Source organism: Micromonospora echinofusca (assembly GCF_900091445.1).
GTDB classification, from domain to species: domain Bacteria; phylum Actinomycetota; class Actinomycetes; order Mycobacteriales; family Micromonosporaceae; genus Micromonospora; species Micromonospora echinofusca.
The window spans coordinates 1,968,120-1,983,370 of sequence record NZ_LT607733.1; the positions used below are offsets into that span (position 1 = coordinate 1,968,120).

The 15,251-nt window shown below is 68.7% G+C and carries 13 protein-coding genes and 2 pseudogenes; 6 read left to right on the forward strand and 9 right to left on the reverse strand.

Annotated features, from left to right (window positions below; translation table 11 throughout):
- The first annotated feature begins 51 nt into the window (after positions 1–51).
- The 4 genes and pseudogenes from GA0070610_RS09060 (at position 52) to GA0070610_RS31360 (ending at position 2,654) form a co-directional block, all read left to right on the forward strand.
- On the forward strand, positions 52–1,056 hold the full coding sequence (locus tag GA0070610_RS09060) for a pyridoxal-dependent decarboxylase (protein ID WP_172896467.1): 1,005 nt from the start codon (positions 52–54) through the stop codon (positions 1,054–1,056).
- A gap of 4 nt (positions 1,057–1,060) precedes the next feature.
- Positions 1,061–1,390 carry a hypothetical protein gene (locus GA0070610_RS09065; RefSeq protein ID WP_157747094.1) on the forward strand — a complete coding sequence of 110 codons (330 nt, stop codon included), beginning with the start codon at positions 1,061–1,063 and terminating at the stop codon, positions 1,388–1,390.
- Between the two features lie 258 nt (positions 1,391–1,648).
- Positions 1,649–2,152 (forward strand): annotated as a pseudogene (locus GA0070610_RS31355) (ATP-dependent DNA ligase); the annotation flags it as partial.
- 358 nt (positions 2,153–2,510) lie between these two features.
- Complete coding sequence (locus GA0070610_RS31360; RefSeq protein WP_231926259.1) at positions 2,511–2,654, forward strand: hypothetical protein; 144 nt, start codon at positions 2,511–2,513, stop codon at positions 2,652–2,654.
- A gap of 919 nt (positions 2,655–3,573) precedes the next feature.
- Here GA0070610_RS31360 and GA0070610_RS09075 read toward each other — a convergent pair.
- From GA0070610_RS09075 to GA0070610_RS09085, 3 genes are all read right to left on the reverse strand, one after another.
- Entirely contained in the window at positions 3,574–4,194 is a 621-nt protein-coding gene (locus GA0070610_RS09075; RefSeq protein WP_088999615.1) for a hypothetical protein, read from the reverse strand.
- The gene (locus GA0070610_RS09080) at positions 4,191–4,550 is read right to left on the reverse strand and encodes a hypothetical protein (RefSeq protein ID WP_157747095.1); all 360 of its coding nucleotides are present in this window, start codon (positions 4,548–4,550) and stop codon (positions 4,191–4,193) included. Before GA0070610_RS09080 ends, GA0070610_RS09075 begins: the two co-directional genes overlap by 4 nt.
- A gap of 78 nt (positions 4,551–4,628) precedes the next feature.
- On the reverse strand, positions 4,629–5,291 hold the full coding sequence (locus tag GA0070610_RS09085; protein ID WP_157747096.1) for a hypothetical protein: 663 nt from the start codon (positions 5,289–5,291) through the stop codon (positions 4,629–4,631).
- A gap of 468 nt (positions 5,292–5,759) precedes the next feature.
- On the opposite strand from GA0070610_RS09085, the pseudogene GA0070610_RS09090 reads away from it, so the two are divergent.
- Positions 5,760–6,263: pseudogene (locus GA0070610_RS09090) on the forward strand (nucleotidyltransferase family protein).
- Positions 6,264–6,270: 7 nt separating this feature from the next.
- Here the strand turns inward: GA0070610_RS09090 and GA0070610_RS09095 are convergent.
- The 3 genes from GA0070610_RS09095 to mobF all read right to left on the reverse strand — a co-directional run bounded on the left by GA0070610_RS09095 (position 6,271) and on the right by mobF (position 12,116).
- Positions 6,271–6,621 (reverse strand): histone-like nucleoid-structuring protein Lsr2, encoded by a 351-nt coding sequence (locus tag GA0070610_RS09095; RefSeq protein WP_088999618.1) that lies wholly within the window; start codon positions 6,619–6,621, stop codon positions 6,271–6,273.
- A 507-nt stretch (positions 6,622–7,128) separates the two neighbouring features.
- Positions 7,129–7,869 (reverse strand): hypothetical protein, encoded by a 741-nt coding sequence (locus GA0070610_RS09100; protein WP_088999619.1) that lies wholly within the window; start codon positions 7,867–7,869, stop codon positions 7,129–7,131.
- On the reverse strand, positions 7,869–12,116 hold the full coding sequence (mobF, locus tag GA0070610_RS09105; protein WP_157747097.1) for a MobF family relaxase: 4,248 nt from the start codon (positions 12,114–12,116) through the stop codon (positions 7,869–7,871). The genes GA0070610_RS09100 and mobF overlap by 1 nt, the downstream gene beginning before the upstream one ends.
- A 235-nt stretch (positions 12,117–12,351) precedes the next feature.
- Here mobF and GA0070610_RS09110 point away from each other — a divergent pair, with 235 nt between their 5' ends.
- A complete protein-coding gene (locus GA0070610_RS09110) occupies positions 12,352–12,780 on the forward strand; it encodes a hypothetical protein (RefSeq protein ID WP_157747098.1) in 429 nt (142 codons plus the stop codon).
- Between the two features lie 17 nt (positions 12,781–12,797).
- On the opposite strand, the gene GA0070610_RS09115 is transcribed toward GA0070610_RS09110, so the two are convergent.
- The 3 genes from GA0070610_RS09115 to GA0070610_RS09125 form a co-directional block, all read right to left on the reverse strand.
- Entirely contained in the window at positions 12,798–13,469 is a 672-nt protein-coding gene (locus GA0070610_RS09115) for a hypothetical protein (protein ID WP_088999622.1), read from the reverse strand.
- Positions 13,470–13,605: 136 nt separating this feature from the next.
- Positions 13,606–14,049 (reverse strand): hypothetical protein, encoded by a 444-nt coding sequence (locus GA0070610_RS09120; RefSeq protein ID WP_157747099.1) that lies wholly within the window; start codon positions 14,047–14,049, stop codon positions 13,606–13,608.
- 148 nt (positions 14,050–14,197) lie between these two features.
- Positions 14,198–14,839: a GGDEF domain-containing protein gene (locus GA0070610_RS09125; protein ID WP_088999624.1), complete on the reverse strand. Its 642-nt coding sequence runs from the start codon at positions 14,837–14,839 to the stop codon at positions 14,198–14,200.
- Positions 14,840–15,251 lie beyond the last annotated feature (412 nt).

The following is a 15,251-nucleotide window of genomic DNA, read 5'->3' on the forward strand; positions in this document are numbered from 1 at the left end:
GCCGCCAGCGGGGAAAACTACTGGCCGCCTACGGGGAGATCTGATTGGCCGTTGACACCCACCCACCTCAACCACTGCCACGACCTCGAACGCGAAGCCGTGAGCTTCTTCGCCGGGCTGTTCCGCGCCCCCGAACGCTGGTGGGGCTGCGTCACCAACAACGCCGCCGACGCCACACTGCACGCCCTACACCTGGCACGCATCCGACTCGGCGCGGCAGTCGTCTACCACTCGGCCGCCGCGCACCCCAGCGTGCCGAACGCGGCACGGCTCCTCGGACTGCACTCCATCGCCATCCAGACGACCGAGACCGGCGAAATGAACTACCACCACCTCACCCACGAACTCGCCCACCACCGCGGCCCCGCGGCGGTCGTCGTGGCGAGCATCGGCACACCCTGGACCGACGCCGCGGATGACGTCGCAGAGATCCACCGACGCCTGGACCAGTTCGCCATCATCAGACGGCACGTCCACAGCGACGCCGCAGGCACCGGCATCCCGCTGGCCCTCACCGACGACCCTCCACCGTTCGACCTGTCCGACGGAGCCGACAGCATCAGCATCAGCGGCAATGGCGTTCTCGGCCTACCCGTGCCCGCTGGCGTCCTCGTCACTCGCCGCCGACACGCCACAGCCGCACTGACAAGCGCTAACCGCAGCGGCGACCCTGTCGACGCCCGCAGCGGCCTGGCCACGATCATGCTCTGGCACGTCGTCGCCAGTCTGGGCCGCCAAGGACTCCGCGAACGCGTCCAGTACGGCATCGATCTGGCCGCCTACGCCGAACAGCGACTCCACGACATCGGCTGGCCGAACTGGCGCCGCCCAGGCGCACCAGCCGTTGTCCTGCCCACACCGCCACCAGACGTCACCGCTCGATGGACCCTGCTGGCCGCCGGCAGAATCAGCCGCATGACCTGCCACCCCGGCATGACCTACCAACACGTCGACGAATTCGTGGCCGACCTCGCGCCGTACAGCGTCGACCACCCCCGCACCTACCGACATGCTGCGGCCACCCGCGAGCCTTTTCGCAGCTCAGAGCTATGGTGACCAGATGGTGATCAACCCCGGAACCCAGCCAGTAGAGAACTCATCAGAGGCTACAGCCGCAGAGAACATCGAGGTCTTCGTGCAGGCACTGCACGAGCGCGGCATCCAGTTGTCCGGCCCCGCGACGCGCGACTCGTCAAGCGACCGTGACGGCCGCTACGGCTACCTGCTCCCGACAGCAACGAGCATCCGGATCTTGATGCCCGGCGTCGAACTGACCCGCGTACGCGACGACCTGACCGCCTCGGCGCCATGCCTCTTCGTAAACGATCGTCCGTGGTGGTGGTCCGATGCGGTAAAGCAAGCTGCCGGCGCCATCAACGTCGCCGCCTAAGAGGCAGCCCCGCGCCGCAGTTGACGGCACCCCAGCCACTCGGGGCCAGCCGCTCGCATTCTGGGTTGGGAGGATCCGTCACTGGCCTATCTGCCGCTGGCGTTGTTCTTAGTCGATTTACACTCCTCGTCGTCGGCCCTCCCGCAGGATGAGCGAGGGGGCGGCGATGAGAAACACTCACAGCCCGGGAAGGCGGTGAGCCTCGGGCAACGTCGGGTCGGTGCGACAGACCCGCCTCTACGGCGTCCCGTCGCACCGATGCTCGCCACGCCAGTCGACGCTGTACCCGAGGGCGCCGACCTAATCCACGAACCCAAGTGGGATGGGTGGAGGTGCATCGCATTCCACGAGGATGACCGCGTCTACCTACAGTCGCGTGCTGGCAGGAACCTGACCACATACTTTCCGGACATCACCCGGGCCGTCCGAACGCTCCCACCCGGAGTGGTGCTGGACGGCGAGCTGATCGTTTGGGAACGGGGCCGGACAAACTTCGCGCTGCTTCAGCGGCGAGTCACCGGCGGTCGCGGTCTACTACGCATGGTCAACGACCACCCCGCCCACTACGTGCTGTTCGACCTGCTAGCCGCCGCCGACGGTCGGCCGGTCCTAGACCTGCCCCTATCGGACCGGCGGGCACAACTGGAGCGCCTGCTCGGTGGCGCCCCCGCCCAGCTCACGCTGACGCCACAGACAACGGACATGGGGCAAGTGTCGGACTGGCTGACCGAATGGACTGTCGCGACCGGCATCGAGGGGGTCGTGACCAAGCGGCTCGGGAGCCGATACCAGCCGGGACGGCGTTCCGGCTGGTGGAAGTTTCGGAAGCATCTCACTACGGAAGCAATCGTCGCCGGGGTGACCGGCAGCCTCCACAGCCCAGAAACGCTGCTGCTTGGTCGGTTCGATCGGTGGGGCCGGCTCCGATACACAGGCCGCACTCACCCGCTGCACACCGACCAGCGGCAGGAGCTTGGACTGCTTGTGTCGGCCGCTGCGGCCTCTGCATCACCGCCGCGCCGCCGTGGTGCATCCGTGGCCGCAGCCGTTGCCGGCATCGTGGTCTGGGCAGCTGGACCGGCCAGAGGCATTGCGGTACGTGCAGGTGGTGCCGACAACGGTGGTGGAGATCGAGGCGGACATGGCGTTCGAACACCAGCGATGGAGGCACCGGGTCCGATACGCGCGGGCCAGGCCAGACATGTCGGTGTACGACGTGCCGCTGCTGCTCGGCGAAGTCGAAGGCTACTTCGGCGGACCATGAGCCCTATCGCTGTCCGACCTGTATGCCACGACTGACCAGCCGCCTGGGCGGGCAGCTTTATCGCCGGGCAAGTGCGCGCCCTCGTCTGGAACCACCAGCGAAACGACTTTGTGTGCCAGTGCCGTCGGATCATTCTCGGAGCCGAAGAGATTCGCTAACCGCCGGTGCTGCGTCGAACGCTTACCGTGTCTCCGAGACGCCACCCCTAGCTGTCACTGATTCGTCTGAGCAGTCAGCCGCCCACTGGCCGACTCCCCTTGGGACCGCACTACCCGCAAGGAGCCCACGTGACTGGACGCATCCCCGCCGACGAGCAGCTGCCAGGCTGCTGCACCCACCACGGACTCTTCTACCCCGGCCGCGACAGACGCTGCCGCAGGCACGCCACCCCTAAGCAGCGTGCTCTCGTTACAGAACTCGACGCACGTGCCAACCACTTGGGTGTTCTCAACGGCGGCGAATGGCCGTACGGACCCAACATTGACGTCGAAGCCCGAGCCCGACTACTTGACTGGGCCGACGGGTACGGGCTGCGGTTAGCGAAAACTTCCTGCCAGAACCTGCACTGGCTAGCCAGAGGCCGGTGCGGGGTGCGGCTATGCAACCGGCTCGGCAGATGGATGGACCACGTGACCCGCTGGAATCGGGGCGGAGAGCCAGCGCTCATCCTCGCTCAGCCATACGGGCTGTCTGGTGAAGACGTGGCTGAAGTGGGTCAGCTGGCCGCAGACGAAGGGCTGCATGTGTCGGTGGACGCGCGAGGCTGGTACGGGTGGGGAACGGTGGCGGTTGAGGTGTGGGACGCCGACGCCTACGAAACCATGATCCGCAGTCCGAGGCGAATCGTGACGACCAACTAGTTCCGAACCAACGTTCCGCAGTGGGGGTGGCCAACAAGGCACCCCCACCGCGCGCAGTTTCAGGCGACCGTCACCCCGCCGTCCTCGTAGGCACTGCGCCGCGGCTGCTCGATCTCCAGCAGCTCAACCCACGACTGGTCACCCAAGCCGACCTCGATCCGCAACCGCATCGGGGCGCCCTTGTAGTCTTCCCGCCACGCCGCACCACCACCGCTGTACCAGTGCGGCGCCAAGACCCGGTCGATGGCAAACAGCCACGTGTCAGTGACTGCCTTTCCGCCCTGCTCCGCGCTGCGATGGTCTTCGCTGCCGCCCTCAATGCCAGGACGAAACCAGAACGGGCCCCACACCTGCCGCTGCTGCGCCTCCAACGTGACGCCACTGCCCGTACGAGGCGGCGGCCGTTCCTTGTCGTCGCGGACCGTCACACGGATCCAGTCGTACCGTTCCACCTCCCGCGGCCCAACCAGCTTGACTGCCAGCACACCTGAGTCAGGTCCGTGCCGCAGGTCGATGGCCACCGCCAGGTCGGGCCGCATCTCCCGATGCCTTCTGGTTGCCTCTGCTGCGGCCTGGTCTCGTCGGGTGCCGGCGGAGGTGCGCCACGCCAGCGTGGCGATCACCGCACCCACTACACCGATGGGCACCCCCACCAGGCCGGCGGTCTCAGTGAGGTTCACCGCTCACCCGTCCACTGCTTCGCCGTCGGCCGCGACAACGCCGCCACAATTCCCACCGCAAGCGGCACCACCAGCACCGCCACCCCCGGGTTCGACAGCGACGCCAGACCAAGCAGGGCCGCCAGCAGGTATCCCAAGAAGGGGGCCGGACCCCACCGGCGGTGCAGGCCGACCGCAGTCACCAGACATGCAGCGCCGACAGTTCCGAGGAACACGATCGCAGCGAGACGGTCTGAGCCGTCAGCGGCGACGTTGAGGGCCGAACTGACCACCATCGTCACCCCGATGATCCAGTACAGGCCGACGGGTATGAGCACGCTGTTGGGCATGCGCCCGCCGTGTTCGACTTCAGTCACCGGCGCATGGTCGCCGACAGCACCACCCCGAACACTGCTCGTGTCATGTAGTCGACAGCGGCCCAACCAGGCAGGCCTCTACCGGCCTCCGAACGGCCGGCGCCGGAACCCCGATGTGGCCGGCTGCTCCGGCGGCTTATTGACCTGAGAGGAGTACGAACGGTGCCAGGTCCGGCTGCCACCCGCGCCCTCGTGGCACTCGAAGTCGAGACGCACGTTCAGCGGCATCGACGCCTTCCATTCCAGCATCAGGACCAGGGTGGAGGCCGCCCCGGGTGCGAAATCCCTGCGTGTGATCGACGTCTGCATGCCGTCCCAGCCGCCGCCGATGCGGCCCACGAAGCCGCGTACGTCCGGCTGACCAGCGACGCTGATGACGACCGCATCCAAGGGCTTCCCCGACAGGAGTTTGATCGGTATCTCGGCGTACTGCTCGTCGATGCAGTGCCACAACCCGCCGTCGACCCGGAACTCCGGTCCGTCGGACTCGTCGCGCGCCACCAGTTCGGCCTGGAACTGGCGGCGCGCGAGCGCGAGCTGCTCTTCGGCTGCCAGCGCCTGACGCTGCGCCGTGGCGGCCGAGTCTCGTGCGGCCTCGGCCTGCACTTCGGCGCTCTTTGCCTGCCGCTTTGCGCTATCGGCTTGGCTTCTGGCGCTGATTGCCGCCCAGACCGCAACCCCGGCGCTTCCGATGGCGAGGACAGCAGGCCCCCACGTTTCCACGTTGATGTCGATACCCACGGACCGCCTCCACCGCTGCGTCGCTCGGCCGTGCAGGGTACGCGACCGCGCCAAGTCGCGCTGGCCGCGCTCTGCCGTCCGCACAACGGCCGTTGTCGCCGAGCAGCAGCACGTCCTGGACCGATAGGTCAAGCCGTGGGCGTAGGTACCGGACCGGTGCCGCCACCGGGTTATGTTCGCAGGTGGAGTCGACGTCAGTGCCTGTGACGACAGCCGGCGCGACCGAGTACCTGGCCGACGCGCTTAGGAACGGAACTGCGCCGCTTGCGGTCTGCAGCCAGTTCGTCGAGCGTCAGCGACTCGACCGGATCGGTAGCATGCTATTCATTCAAAGGTCCTGGCCTGGTCGCTGCTGTGACGGCGCTGACGCCCGAGTTGCGAGACGTCGCTTAGGCTGGGTTTGTGCGGGAAGAAGAGCTGCGCGACCTGGCCCGGCGCAACCGGCGGCTGGTGCGGGCGCTGGGTGTCGTGCGGGACTCCGGCTTGCCGGACGCCTGGATCGGCGCGGGCGTTATCCGGGATCTCGTTTGGGGTGAGCGGTATGGCGACGGCTTCGACCCTTCATCGGTGCGGGACGTCGATGTCGTCTTCCTCGACCCGACAGACCTGAGCCGCGACAACGACGACCGGGCCACCCGAAGGCTGGCGACGACTTGGCCGGAGCCGCCGTGGGAGGCGAAGAACCAGGCCGCGGTGCACACCTGGTATCCGGCGAAGTTCGGCGGTGGCCCGGTGGCGCCGTTGCGGACCATCGCCGAGGCGGTCGCCACCTGGCCTGAGTAAGCCACCGCAGTGGCCGTCCAGCTTGACGCGCGCGATCAGATTGTGGTCTGCGCGCCGCACGGCCTCGACGACCTGCTCGACGGAGTGTGGCGGCGCAACCCGAGCCGGGTCAGCCCGGAAAGATCCCGGCAACGACTCGCCCGCCACCGCCCCGCCGAACGGTGGCCCGGCGTCCACGTCGTGACCTGAAACAGGGCTAGCGGCCTGCCTTCGCGTGGTATTCGTCGACGATTTCTTGCGGGATCCGGCCCCGATCGGAGATTTCCTTGCCGGCCTTCTTCGCCCAGGCACGGATCGCCTTGTTCTGCTCGCGGTCGGCGGTGGCACCTGCCCGGCCGCGGGCGGCCCGTCCGCCGATGACGACGCCACCGCGGCTTACCTTCGTGCCGTGAGCGACGTACGGCGCGAACCCACCACGCAACTTCTCGGCGTTGGCGCTCGACAGATCGATCTCGTACTGAACACCGTCGAGCGAGAACTTGACGGTCTCGACAGCGTCTCCACCGTCCAAGTCGTCGACCAGCTTGTGAATAATCTGCTTGGCCACACCGCATCCTTTTTAAGAGAGTTGCGCCTACGAATACGGGGTGCAGAGTAGCTTGCGAGACGCCTGCTGAGTCAACCGGATGGGGTTGATGGCCAGCATCAGACGCCTCCGGACGTTGAATAGGCAATGCTGCTCGATAGCCTGAGGACCCGTAGGGGTTGGCGCGATCAGAGGCGCCCTTCGTCCCCCGCTCTTACGAAAGATCGGGCTCGGAGCCTGAAGGCTGTCGCGGCGAAGAGGGGATCTGCGCTGGGAGACGAGGGCTGTGTTCTGCGGGTTGCGTGGTGGCTCGCGGGTGGGGCGTCAGCCTGTCGACAGTATCTTGGAGTTGCTGGACTTTCACGGTGAGTATTTGCATGTTGTTCAGGAGTTGCTGGGCTAGCGGGGCGGCTGGGTCGCGTGCCTGTTCTGCTTGCTGAAACAGTCTGGTGTAGATGTTCGGGGTGTGGTCGGGTGGTGTGGTTGTCGGGTAGGATGTTGGTGAGGACATGATCTGGGCGCGTTGGCTCAGGTTGTGGGGGTCGCGTTCGCCGGTTGGTGGAGCGGCCCTCTCGCATTTATGTGGAGTTCTTTGCCTGTGGTGGCTTCGATGATGGTGGCTGTGTCGGTGATGCGGTCGAACCATTGGGGCTCGTTGGTGCGGATGGCGCGTCCGGCGGACCAGGCGATCGCGTCGGCGAGCCAGAGCCCGGGGTGGGTGTGATCTTTGATGTGGACCAGACGCACGCGGTGGCTGATGGCGTGTTGTTCGAGTAGCCGTCGGTAGGCGCGGACGTCGCTGCGGTCGGTGGCGGGGATGCGGCGGTTCGCGGTGCGTGCTTGTTGCCATTCGCGGTCGCTGGCGCGGCTTTCGAGATAGACGTCGCGCACGCGTTGGGTGTTGAGGTAGCGCAGGAGTTGTTCGAGGCTGACCTGTCGGGCGTACTCGCGTTCGGCGAGTACGCGGTGGATTGAGCGCGTGCTGTCGTCGGAGGTTTCGGCTGGTCGGGTGTCGAGGGGGATTTGCAGCGAGACGGCGGACCAGCCGGCGTGGCTGGCGGCGACGTCGAGCATGTCTTCGATGATGCCGACGTGTCCGCGGTGGTAGAGCTCGGTGGAGTGGTAGGGCTGGCCGCGTGCGGCGGCGCTGGCGGCGGCGAGGGCGGGGGCGACGTCGTCTTGGTCGATGATGACGGCGGACATGAGGTATGCGCCGGGCCGGCCCTGCGGTTGCCAGTACGACTCGTCGATGAAGGCACTGGGATACATCAGTCGATCTCCGATCCATATTCAGCAGCGATGCGCTGCTGTGCGTCGTGCGCGTGTGCGCGCAGCTGCGCGGGGACAGGTGTGCTCTGGGGTGCCGGACGGGTGTCGTGCACGGCGGTGACGCGGGCGGTGGTGGCGGCGACGGCGTCAGCGAGGGCGGTATTGCGGCTGGCGGCGCGGCGGGCTTGTTCTGCGGCGGCGGCGAGGCCGGCGTAGCGCGTGGGCAGGGCGCCGTCGTACCAGCGTTTCCACGTCGCGTGCTGGCCGTCGAGGGCCGTGGCCCGGCGGGTGCTGCCCGCGATCTGGTGGTCGAGACGGACGAGCTGCTGCTGGAGGTGGCCGATGTGTTGGGCGGCGGTGGTGGCGTGGGCGAGCACGTCGCTTTGAGCGGTGAGGCGCCGGGTGCGCGCGGGGCCGTGGTGCCACCAGCGCGGTTGCAGCCGCTGAGCTTGTACGCGCGCCTGTTGGTGTGCGGTGTGGGCGGTGGCGATCTGCTGGGTGAGGTCGTGGCGGTGGTGTTCGGCATCGGTGAGGGCGCGGTAAGCGGCGCGTAGGTCGTCGCCGGCGTAGGCAGGTGCGGCACGGTCGGCGGTCTGCTGCGCGGCGATGAGGCGGGCGAGTTCGGTATCGGGTGCGGTGGTGAGTTGTCCGGCGAGGGTGGCGGCGCCGAGAACGAGTCGGGCCCGGTGCCAGGCGTTCCAACGGCTGATCTCGCTGGTGTGTGGTTCAGGCCCAATGGGATGCTCGCCGGTGTACTGGTAGGTGTCGCGGTAGGCGCCGACGACCTCCGCGCGGGTGAGCCATTGCTGGCGACCCGCGTCATCGGAGGGAACATCGCCGAGGGCGAGGGTCCAGGCGGGCCGGGTCTGCGCGGCGTGGTGGGCGAGTGCGTCGGTGCGGCGGTCGCAGATCGCGGCGACCTGGCGCAGGGCGTCGCCGATGTCGCCGGTCACGTTGGCAGGCAGGCGTTCGGTGTGGGTGCCCCACTGCTCGGGACGCTCGGCGACGGCCGGGTCTGCGGTGGCGCGTTGCATGAGGCGGTCGATGCGCCAGGACAGGACCGCGGCGAGGTCGTCGGCGCTGTCCAGCTCGCGAACGCGGATGACGCGGCTCAGGACGTCGCGGGGGTCGTGTCCGGCGGCGGCGTAGGTGGTGAGTCGGGTGATGAGTGCGGGGAGGGCGAGGTCGCGGGCGAGGCGGTCGGCGACGGCGGGGCCTCGTAGTTGGCGGACGATGGCGAGGTATTCGGGGATACGGGCGCGGGCGGCGAGGTCGTCGTAGATCGGCGTCCAGACGTGCAGGGCGTCGACGTCTGCAAGGAGCTGCTGTTCGGTCTCGGTGGCGGAGCGCTCGGGTGCGGTGCGGCGCATGATGTCGGCGAGCACGGCGACGGCGGCGGTGGGCGGCGCTGGTGGGGTGCCTTCGCGGGGTTCGTCGTCGGTGACGACGTAAGCCTCGTTGAGCGTTCGGGCGCGGGTCAGCATGACGTAGACGCGCTCCAAGGAGGTGCTGTCGTCGATGAGCGCGCGGGCGGTGTCGACGGTTTGCCCTTGGACGGAGTCGACGGTTTGGGCGTACGCGAGGTGGGTGTGCCGGGCGGTGTAGGCGGCGGGGAGAACCGTCGTGGTGCCGGTGACGACGTTGGTGACGTGCAGTTGGCTGTCGCGGCTGATGGCCTTGATGCGCCACTGGTCGCGGTTGGTGACGTAGTCGGGGCCGGCGGCGATGCGCCGGTCGTTGCGTCGGGTGACGATGACGTCTCCGACGCTCGCGATGTTGTCGTCGCGCAGGCGCACCGATGGGCCGCGCTGAACGTGGCCGGCGGCGATGAGCATGGTGCGGGCGCGGTGGGCGATGTCTGCTGCCTCGTCGTTGGTGTCGACGAGGATCAGGCTGCGGCGCCCGGCGGTGGTGTCGGCGAGCCAGCGGGTGAGCATCTGGTCGACGAGGTCGGCTCGGTGCCCGCCGATGAGGCGGCGGTGTCGGTCGTAGTCGGCCAGGACGGTGATGTCGCCGTGGCGTAGCCGCAGCGAGGCAGGCCCTTCCCAAGGGTGGTGGAAGCGATGCACCTCCGCGAGGGTGCGAGTGACACCGAGCGCGGCGAGGTACCGCAACAGTCCACCGGGGCCGACGGCGGAGGTCTGGTGCGGGTCACCGACGAGGATCAGTTTCCCGCGCACCTGGTCGAGTTGAAGGGTGAGGCGGGCGAGGTCGTGGCTGGAGACCTGGGACGCCTCGTCGATGATGACCCACTGCCCTGGCGCGAACTGCCAGTCGCGTGCGCTGGTGCCGGCGGGTGGCCGCTGTTGGGCGTGCAGCCACCGGGCGATGTTCTCGGTACGCAGCGCCGTGCCGCCGGGTCGACGGGTGGCGTCGGCGAGCAGGTTCGCGGCGGCCTGGCCGACGGTGAGACCGAGCACGGGCACACCCGCGTGGGCTGCTGCGGCGACGACGGCCCGTTGCAGGTGCGTCTTGCCGCTGCCGGCGGGACCGATGACACCGGTGACCCGGCGGTCGTCACCGATGAGGAACCGCAGGACATCGGTCTTCTCGCCCAGCAGACTCGTCTCGGCAATGGCCGCGTCGATGGCGTGGGCGGGTGCGGGTCGGGCACCGCGCCGGCGGGCGTAGGCGATGACGTGCTGCTCGGCGGCCAGGACGCTGCGGGTGGTCAGGTGAAGGTCGCGATGGCGGGTGTATTCGCTGTGCTGGTCGCTGGCGCGTCGCAGGCTCGGCCCCCACTGCACGAGCGCGGGAGGTGTCAGGACGCGTAGGCCCGCGGTGTGCTGGGTGACGGCTGTGGCGGCGAGCTGCTGCACGCGTCGCCAGTCGTCGGTGGGGGAGTGGCCCGGGGCGATGCCGAGGGTCCGGCCGATGGCGAGTTCGAGGTGGTCGGGGCCGAAGACGGCGCGTTCGCGGCTGAGGGTGTGCACGGCGCGGGCGACCGCGAGGCGTTCGTCGGCGCGCACGGCGGCGTCGAGGACACGCGGCCAGTGAGCGCGCGGAACGCGGAGCTGGGTGGCGGCGGCCCGCAGTGTGGCTTCGTCCACGGTGGCGGCGCTTCCGGTGATACGCCGGGCATGGCGCAGCACCCTGGCCGCGGTGTCGGTGGTGCTGTCGTATGCGCGGCCGGCGAGCAGACGGCTGATCTGACCGCTGGTGTCGAGGCCGGCCTTGCGGTCTTCGGCAAGCCACCGCCGCACGGCCTCGTGCGTGGACTCGGCGCCCTTGTGCGGTCGGCGGGTCCGCAGGGTGGCGTGCTGCGCCCGAGCCCGCCATCGTCGGGTAGAGGTGCGCTGTAGCGGGTTCGAGGTGTGGTGAAGGTGCTCGGTGATGGCGGTACGGCGTTTGGCGTAGTGACGCAGGGACTCGTCGCTGATGCCGCCGATCTCGCGGATCCCGGAGTCGGAACGGGGCGCGAACGTGATGCCACGGCGCTTGCCTAGCTCGGCTTCGATCGCGCGGTCATAGGCGATCCGGGCGCCGATCGCGGCCCGGTAGAGGGCCTTGCCGTCCAGAGCCAGCCACTGGGGGTCTGCGCCGTGAGTGCGGGCGAGGACCTTGGCGCTGATGACGATGTGCGCGTGCAGTTGGGGGTCGCGTTCGCGGCTGAGGCGGTGGTCGAAGACCATGGCCGCCAGGCCGCCGGTGTCGAGCTGCCGGACGCCGCCGGCGCCGGCGCGGGCGTAGGCGCCGTGGCGTTGCAGGTGAGCGAGCACGGCGCGGACACCGGCGTGGTGGGCGGCCATGACGTCGCGTTTGACGTCGTCATCGCCGAAGGCCCACAGCAGCGACACGCTGTTGACCGGGGACGCGGTGACGTCGTACCCGGACACGGCCCGGCGTTCTGGTGCGGTCATCGCGTCGTACCACGCCTTGTCGCGCTGCTCGACAGTCGCATCGGGCGGAAGAAGGTCCAGTGCCCGCTGGGCGGCGGCAGCCCGGTACTCGTCGGTCTGCGGCGCGTAGGTGCGCCACCGCTGCCCAAGCTGATGGCCGACGCGCGGGTGCCGGCCTTCACCGATGAGCAGACGCATCTGCTTCTCGGTCACCCAACCGCTCACGCCCAGCACTGCGGCGCCGTCACCGGCCCACCACCCAGGACTCTCGCCTCGTGCGGTCGGGTCGGTGTAGTAGGCGGTGGGGTCATCGCCGGTCGGGGCGCGCAGGTCGTGCCGTCCGGCGGCGACCTGCTCCATCACGTACCGGTATCCGCTGCCAGGCGAGATACGCGTGATGGTCAACATGTCGAAACCGTAGAAGATCAACACGTTAGGCGGCTATGGAGAATGCAAGAGGGTGTGTCGCCTCTAAGGGTATTAGGTGATCATGGCGGGCGTGTTTGGGCAGGCAGGCATGCATGTAGCTGATCGGGGAGTGGTCGGGGAATGATTTCTGGAATTGCGGCTACTGTCGAACGAATTGGCAGATTGCAGGGTTGGGAATGTGTTGGCGGTAGTGGAATGCCGGTACGGTCGTTGTATGGCGAGTCAAACGGGGAATGATGCGGTCCGCGCGCTACGGGCGCGGCAAGAGGTGGAGCGGCGCGCGGTGCGGGCCGTCGCGCAGTCCGGGGCGGCGGTCGCCGAGGTCGCGCAGCGGCGCGCTGAGGTGCTGGCGAAGCTTGACGGGGAGGTCCGGGACGCGACGGCGGCGCATGAGCTGTCGGTGGTGGTCTTGGCGACGATGCTGCGTGATGACGCGTTGGCCGCTGAGTTGTCCGGGCTGGACGTGAGCAAGGTGCGAGCGCTGCGGCGCACGGCCGACGGGGCCGCGATACGGGAGCGCGTCGCGCAGCTCGGCGCGGTGGTGCCGAGTCGTCGTGGCCGTCCCCGCGCGGCGGCGAACGCCTCGCCCTCGGGCTTGGTGGACGAGACGGCGTCAGCCGCCGGCCCGTTGGCCGGCGGCTGAGCGGAGGCGAGTGCGGATCAGGTCATGTCCAGCCCGCAGCCGGGGCATACGAGGGCCGTTTCTTCGTCCAGCCAGAGTCCGTCCTGCTCCACTGCGGTGCACTGCTCGGGGGTCGGGGCGGGCCAGGGACCGACGATGACCTGTCGACCGGGGTAGACCCACTGCTGCTCTAGCGCGCCGTGGAAGGCGACGGGCGCTGTGGGGCGGGCCAGGGGCAGGGTGTGGCGGTAGCGCAGTTCGGTCCCTGCCAGGTTGGTAGGGGGGTACGGGGGGAACTTGCGGTGCACGCTGGCGCGGAAGCGGTCGAAGTTGTCGAACGAGGGCGAGCGCAGCTCGGCGCGGTCGATGAGGGCGAGTGCTTCGTATGGCAGGTCCCGGCGGTGGTGGTCACGGGCCGCGTCGAGGTGAGCGGCGGCGCGGGCGTCACGTTCGGCGCGGCGCTGATCCCGTAGCGCTTGAGTGGTGCGGGGTGCGGTGAGGGTGTGGGGGTGTGCGGCGAGGTGTGCGGCGACCGCGCGCCAGATGGTGTCTCGGCCGTGTCGGTCGGTGAGGGCTTCTAAGTGGCCGTCGGCGAGGTAGCGGACGGTGTTGTCGATGGAGAAGTTGAACGGGCCGTTGTAGTAGTTGGGAGCCCAGTCCTGGCAGACGTGAGCGATGGTGATCCGATCGGCGCGGCTGAGGGAACTCAAGGTTCTGCCTTCCGTTGACGGTGCGACGTGGGGTGAGGGGCGGGAGCGGCAGCCGGCGGCGGCGTGCTCGATGCGCGCCGATGCCGTCGCGGTGCGGCGGCCCAGCCGCCGAGTTGGCGGCCGGGCGGCGCGCTGATCAGTCGGTTTGACCGAGGAGGCGGCGGTGGTCGCCGGTGGTGACCCATCCGGCGGTATCGCCGAAGAGTCGTTCGGCGCGGTGGGCGAGCGTGACGGAGTGCAGCTCGGGTCGCTGCGCGTGGTGCTTGCTGCTCTGCCAGAGGTCGAGCAGGAGGGCGGCCAGGCGCAGAGTGTGGCGCATGCGCCCGGGGTTGCAGGCGTCGCAGCGGTGTCGGCGGGCGTACTTGATCAGGGCGACGGTGGCGGCGCGTAGCTCGATGGCGGCGGCGGTGTCGTTGATGCGCGTGGTGGGCCACGTCGGGGCGTGCTCGCAGAGGTGCAGGACGGTGAGCGCCTGTGCCATGCGGCGGCGGGCAGTGTCGAGCAGGTGAAGGACTTGCCGTGTGCGCTGGTCGGCGGGCAGCGTCGGTAGGAGCATGGTGGGGTCGGCTGGTGCTGTCATGGGGGACTCCTGCTGTGGGGTTTGGTGGGGTATTCGAGCGGGGTTCGCTATCCCTCTCGAACGCCTGTTGCTTGACCCGCTGCGGGGCTTTCTTCGTCCGGGTGGCCCGAGGCTTTGTCTGCGCTCCGGCCACCCGAGCGGATGCTGATTACCGGTAGCGGCGGCGCTGCATCGGGCGCGTCGTGGTGACGGTCGCGCCGATGTTGGGGTGCCACTCCTTGACGCCTCCGCCGCGTCGCTTGGCCGCGTACATTGCTGCGTCTGCCCTGCTGATTAGGTCGACGGCGGTAACGTCGTTGTGGTCCGCGAGGGCGAGCCCGAGGCTGGCGTAGCAACCGAAGTTCGTTGCCCCGAGGGTGACCGTGGTTGCGTCGAGCGCCTGAGCGGCGGCCTCGGCGTTGATTCGGGCGGTCTGCATGCCGTCGTCCGTGATGATCATGAACTCATCGCCTCCCATTCGACCGACCTTCGCGCGCGAAAGATTGAGCGCCGTCAGGGTGTTTGCTACCTGGCAGAGCACGAGGTCCCCGGCGGTGTGGCCGTGTTCGTCGTTGATCTCTTTGAAGCGGTTGAGGTCGAGAAGGGCGACGGATACCGGACGGGCGGGGTCGGCGAGCAGGGCGTTTAGATGCCTGAGCAGGGCGCGGCGGTTCGGCAGTCCGGTCAGCGCGTCGTGGTCGGCTTCGTGGCGGGCGGTGGCCAGGTCGGTGCGAAGCTTCGCGTTGCGCGCGAGTAGCACGATGCACGACGCGGTGGTGGTTGCGAGCAGGACCGTGGATGCGGTGAGCATGTGTGCTCTCCCTGAGTAGGGGGTTTGTGTGTGGTGTGCGGTGGGGGTTCGCCATCCCCTCCGAACAGTTCTTACTATACCCGGTCCTGTGTCCGCTGGCTACCTATGTCCGTCCTGTTCGGACGTGAGAATTTATGATCTTGGTGGGTTGCGGCCGGCGGCTACGCCGACCAGCTCGCGGCGTGCGGGCGTGGCGCGTCCCCCACTTCTTTCGGCGGTGGGGGCGAGTTCACTCGTCCCGCGGCGCGCGCAGTGGAGGTCAAGTTCGGGTGCGGGGTTTCGAGGAAAAGATCATGCGGGGTGTGCATGATGTTTTGCGAGCCGCGCCCGGACTTGACCGGAGCGAGCACGTCGCTAGCCTGTTGGGCCCCCACCGAAGGAGAAGGGGTTTTGGCAGTGCGGCCGGAGGCCG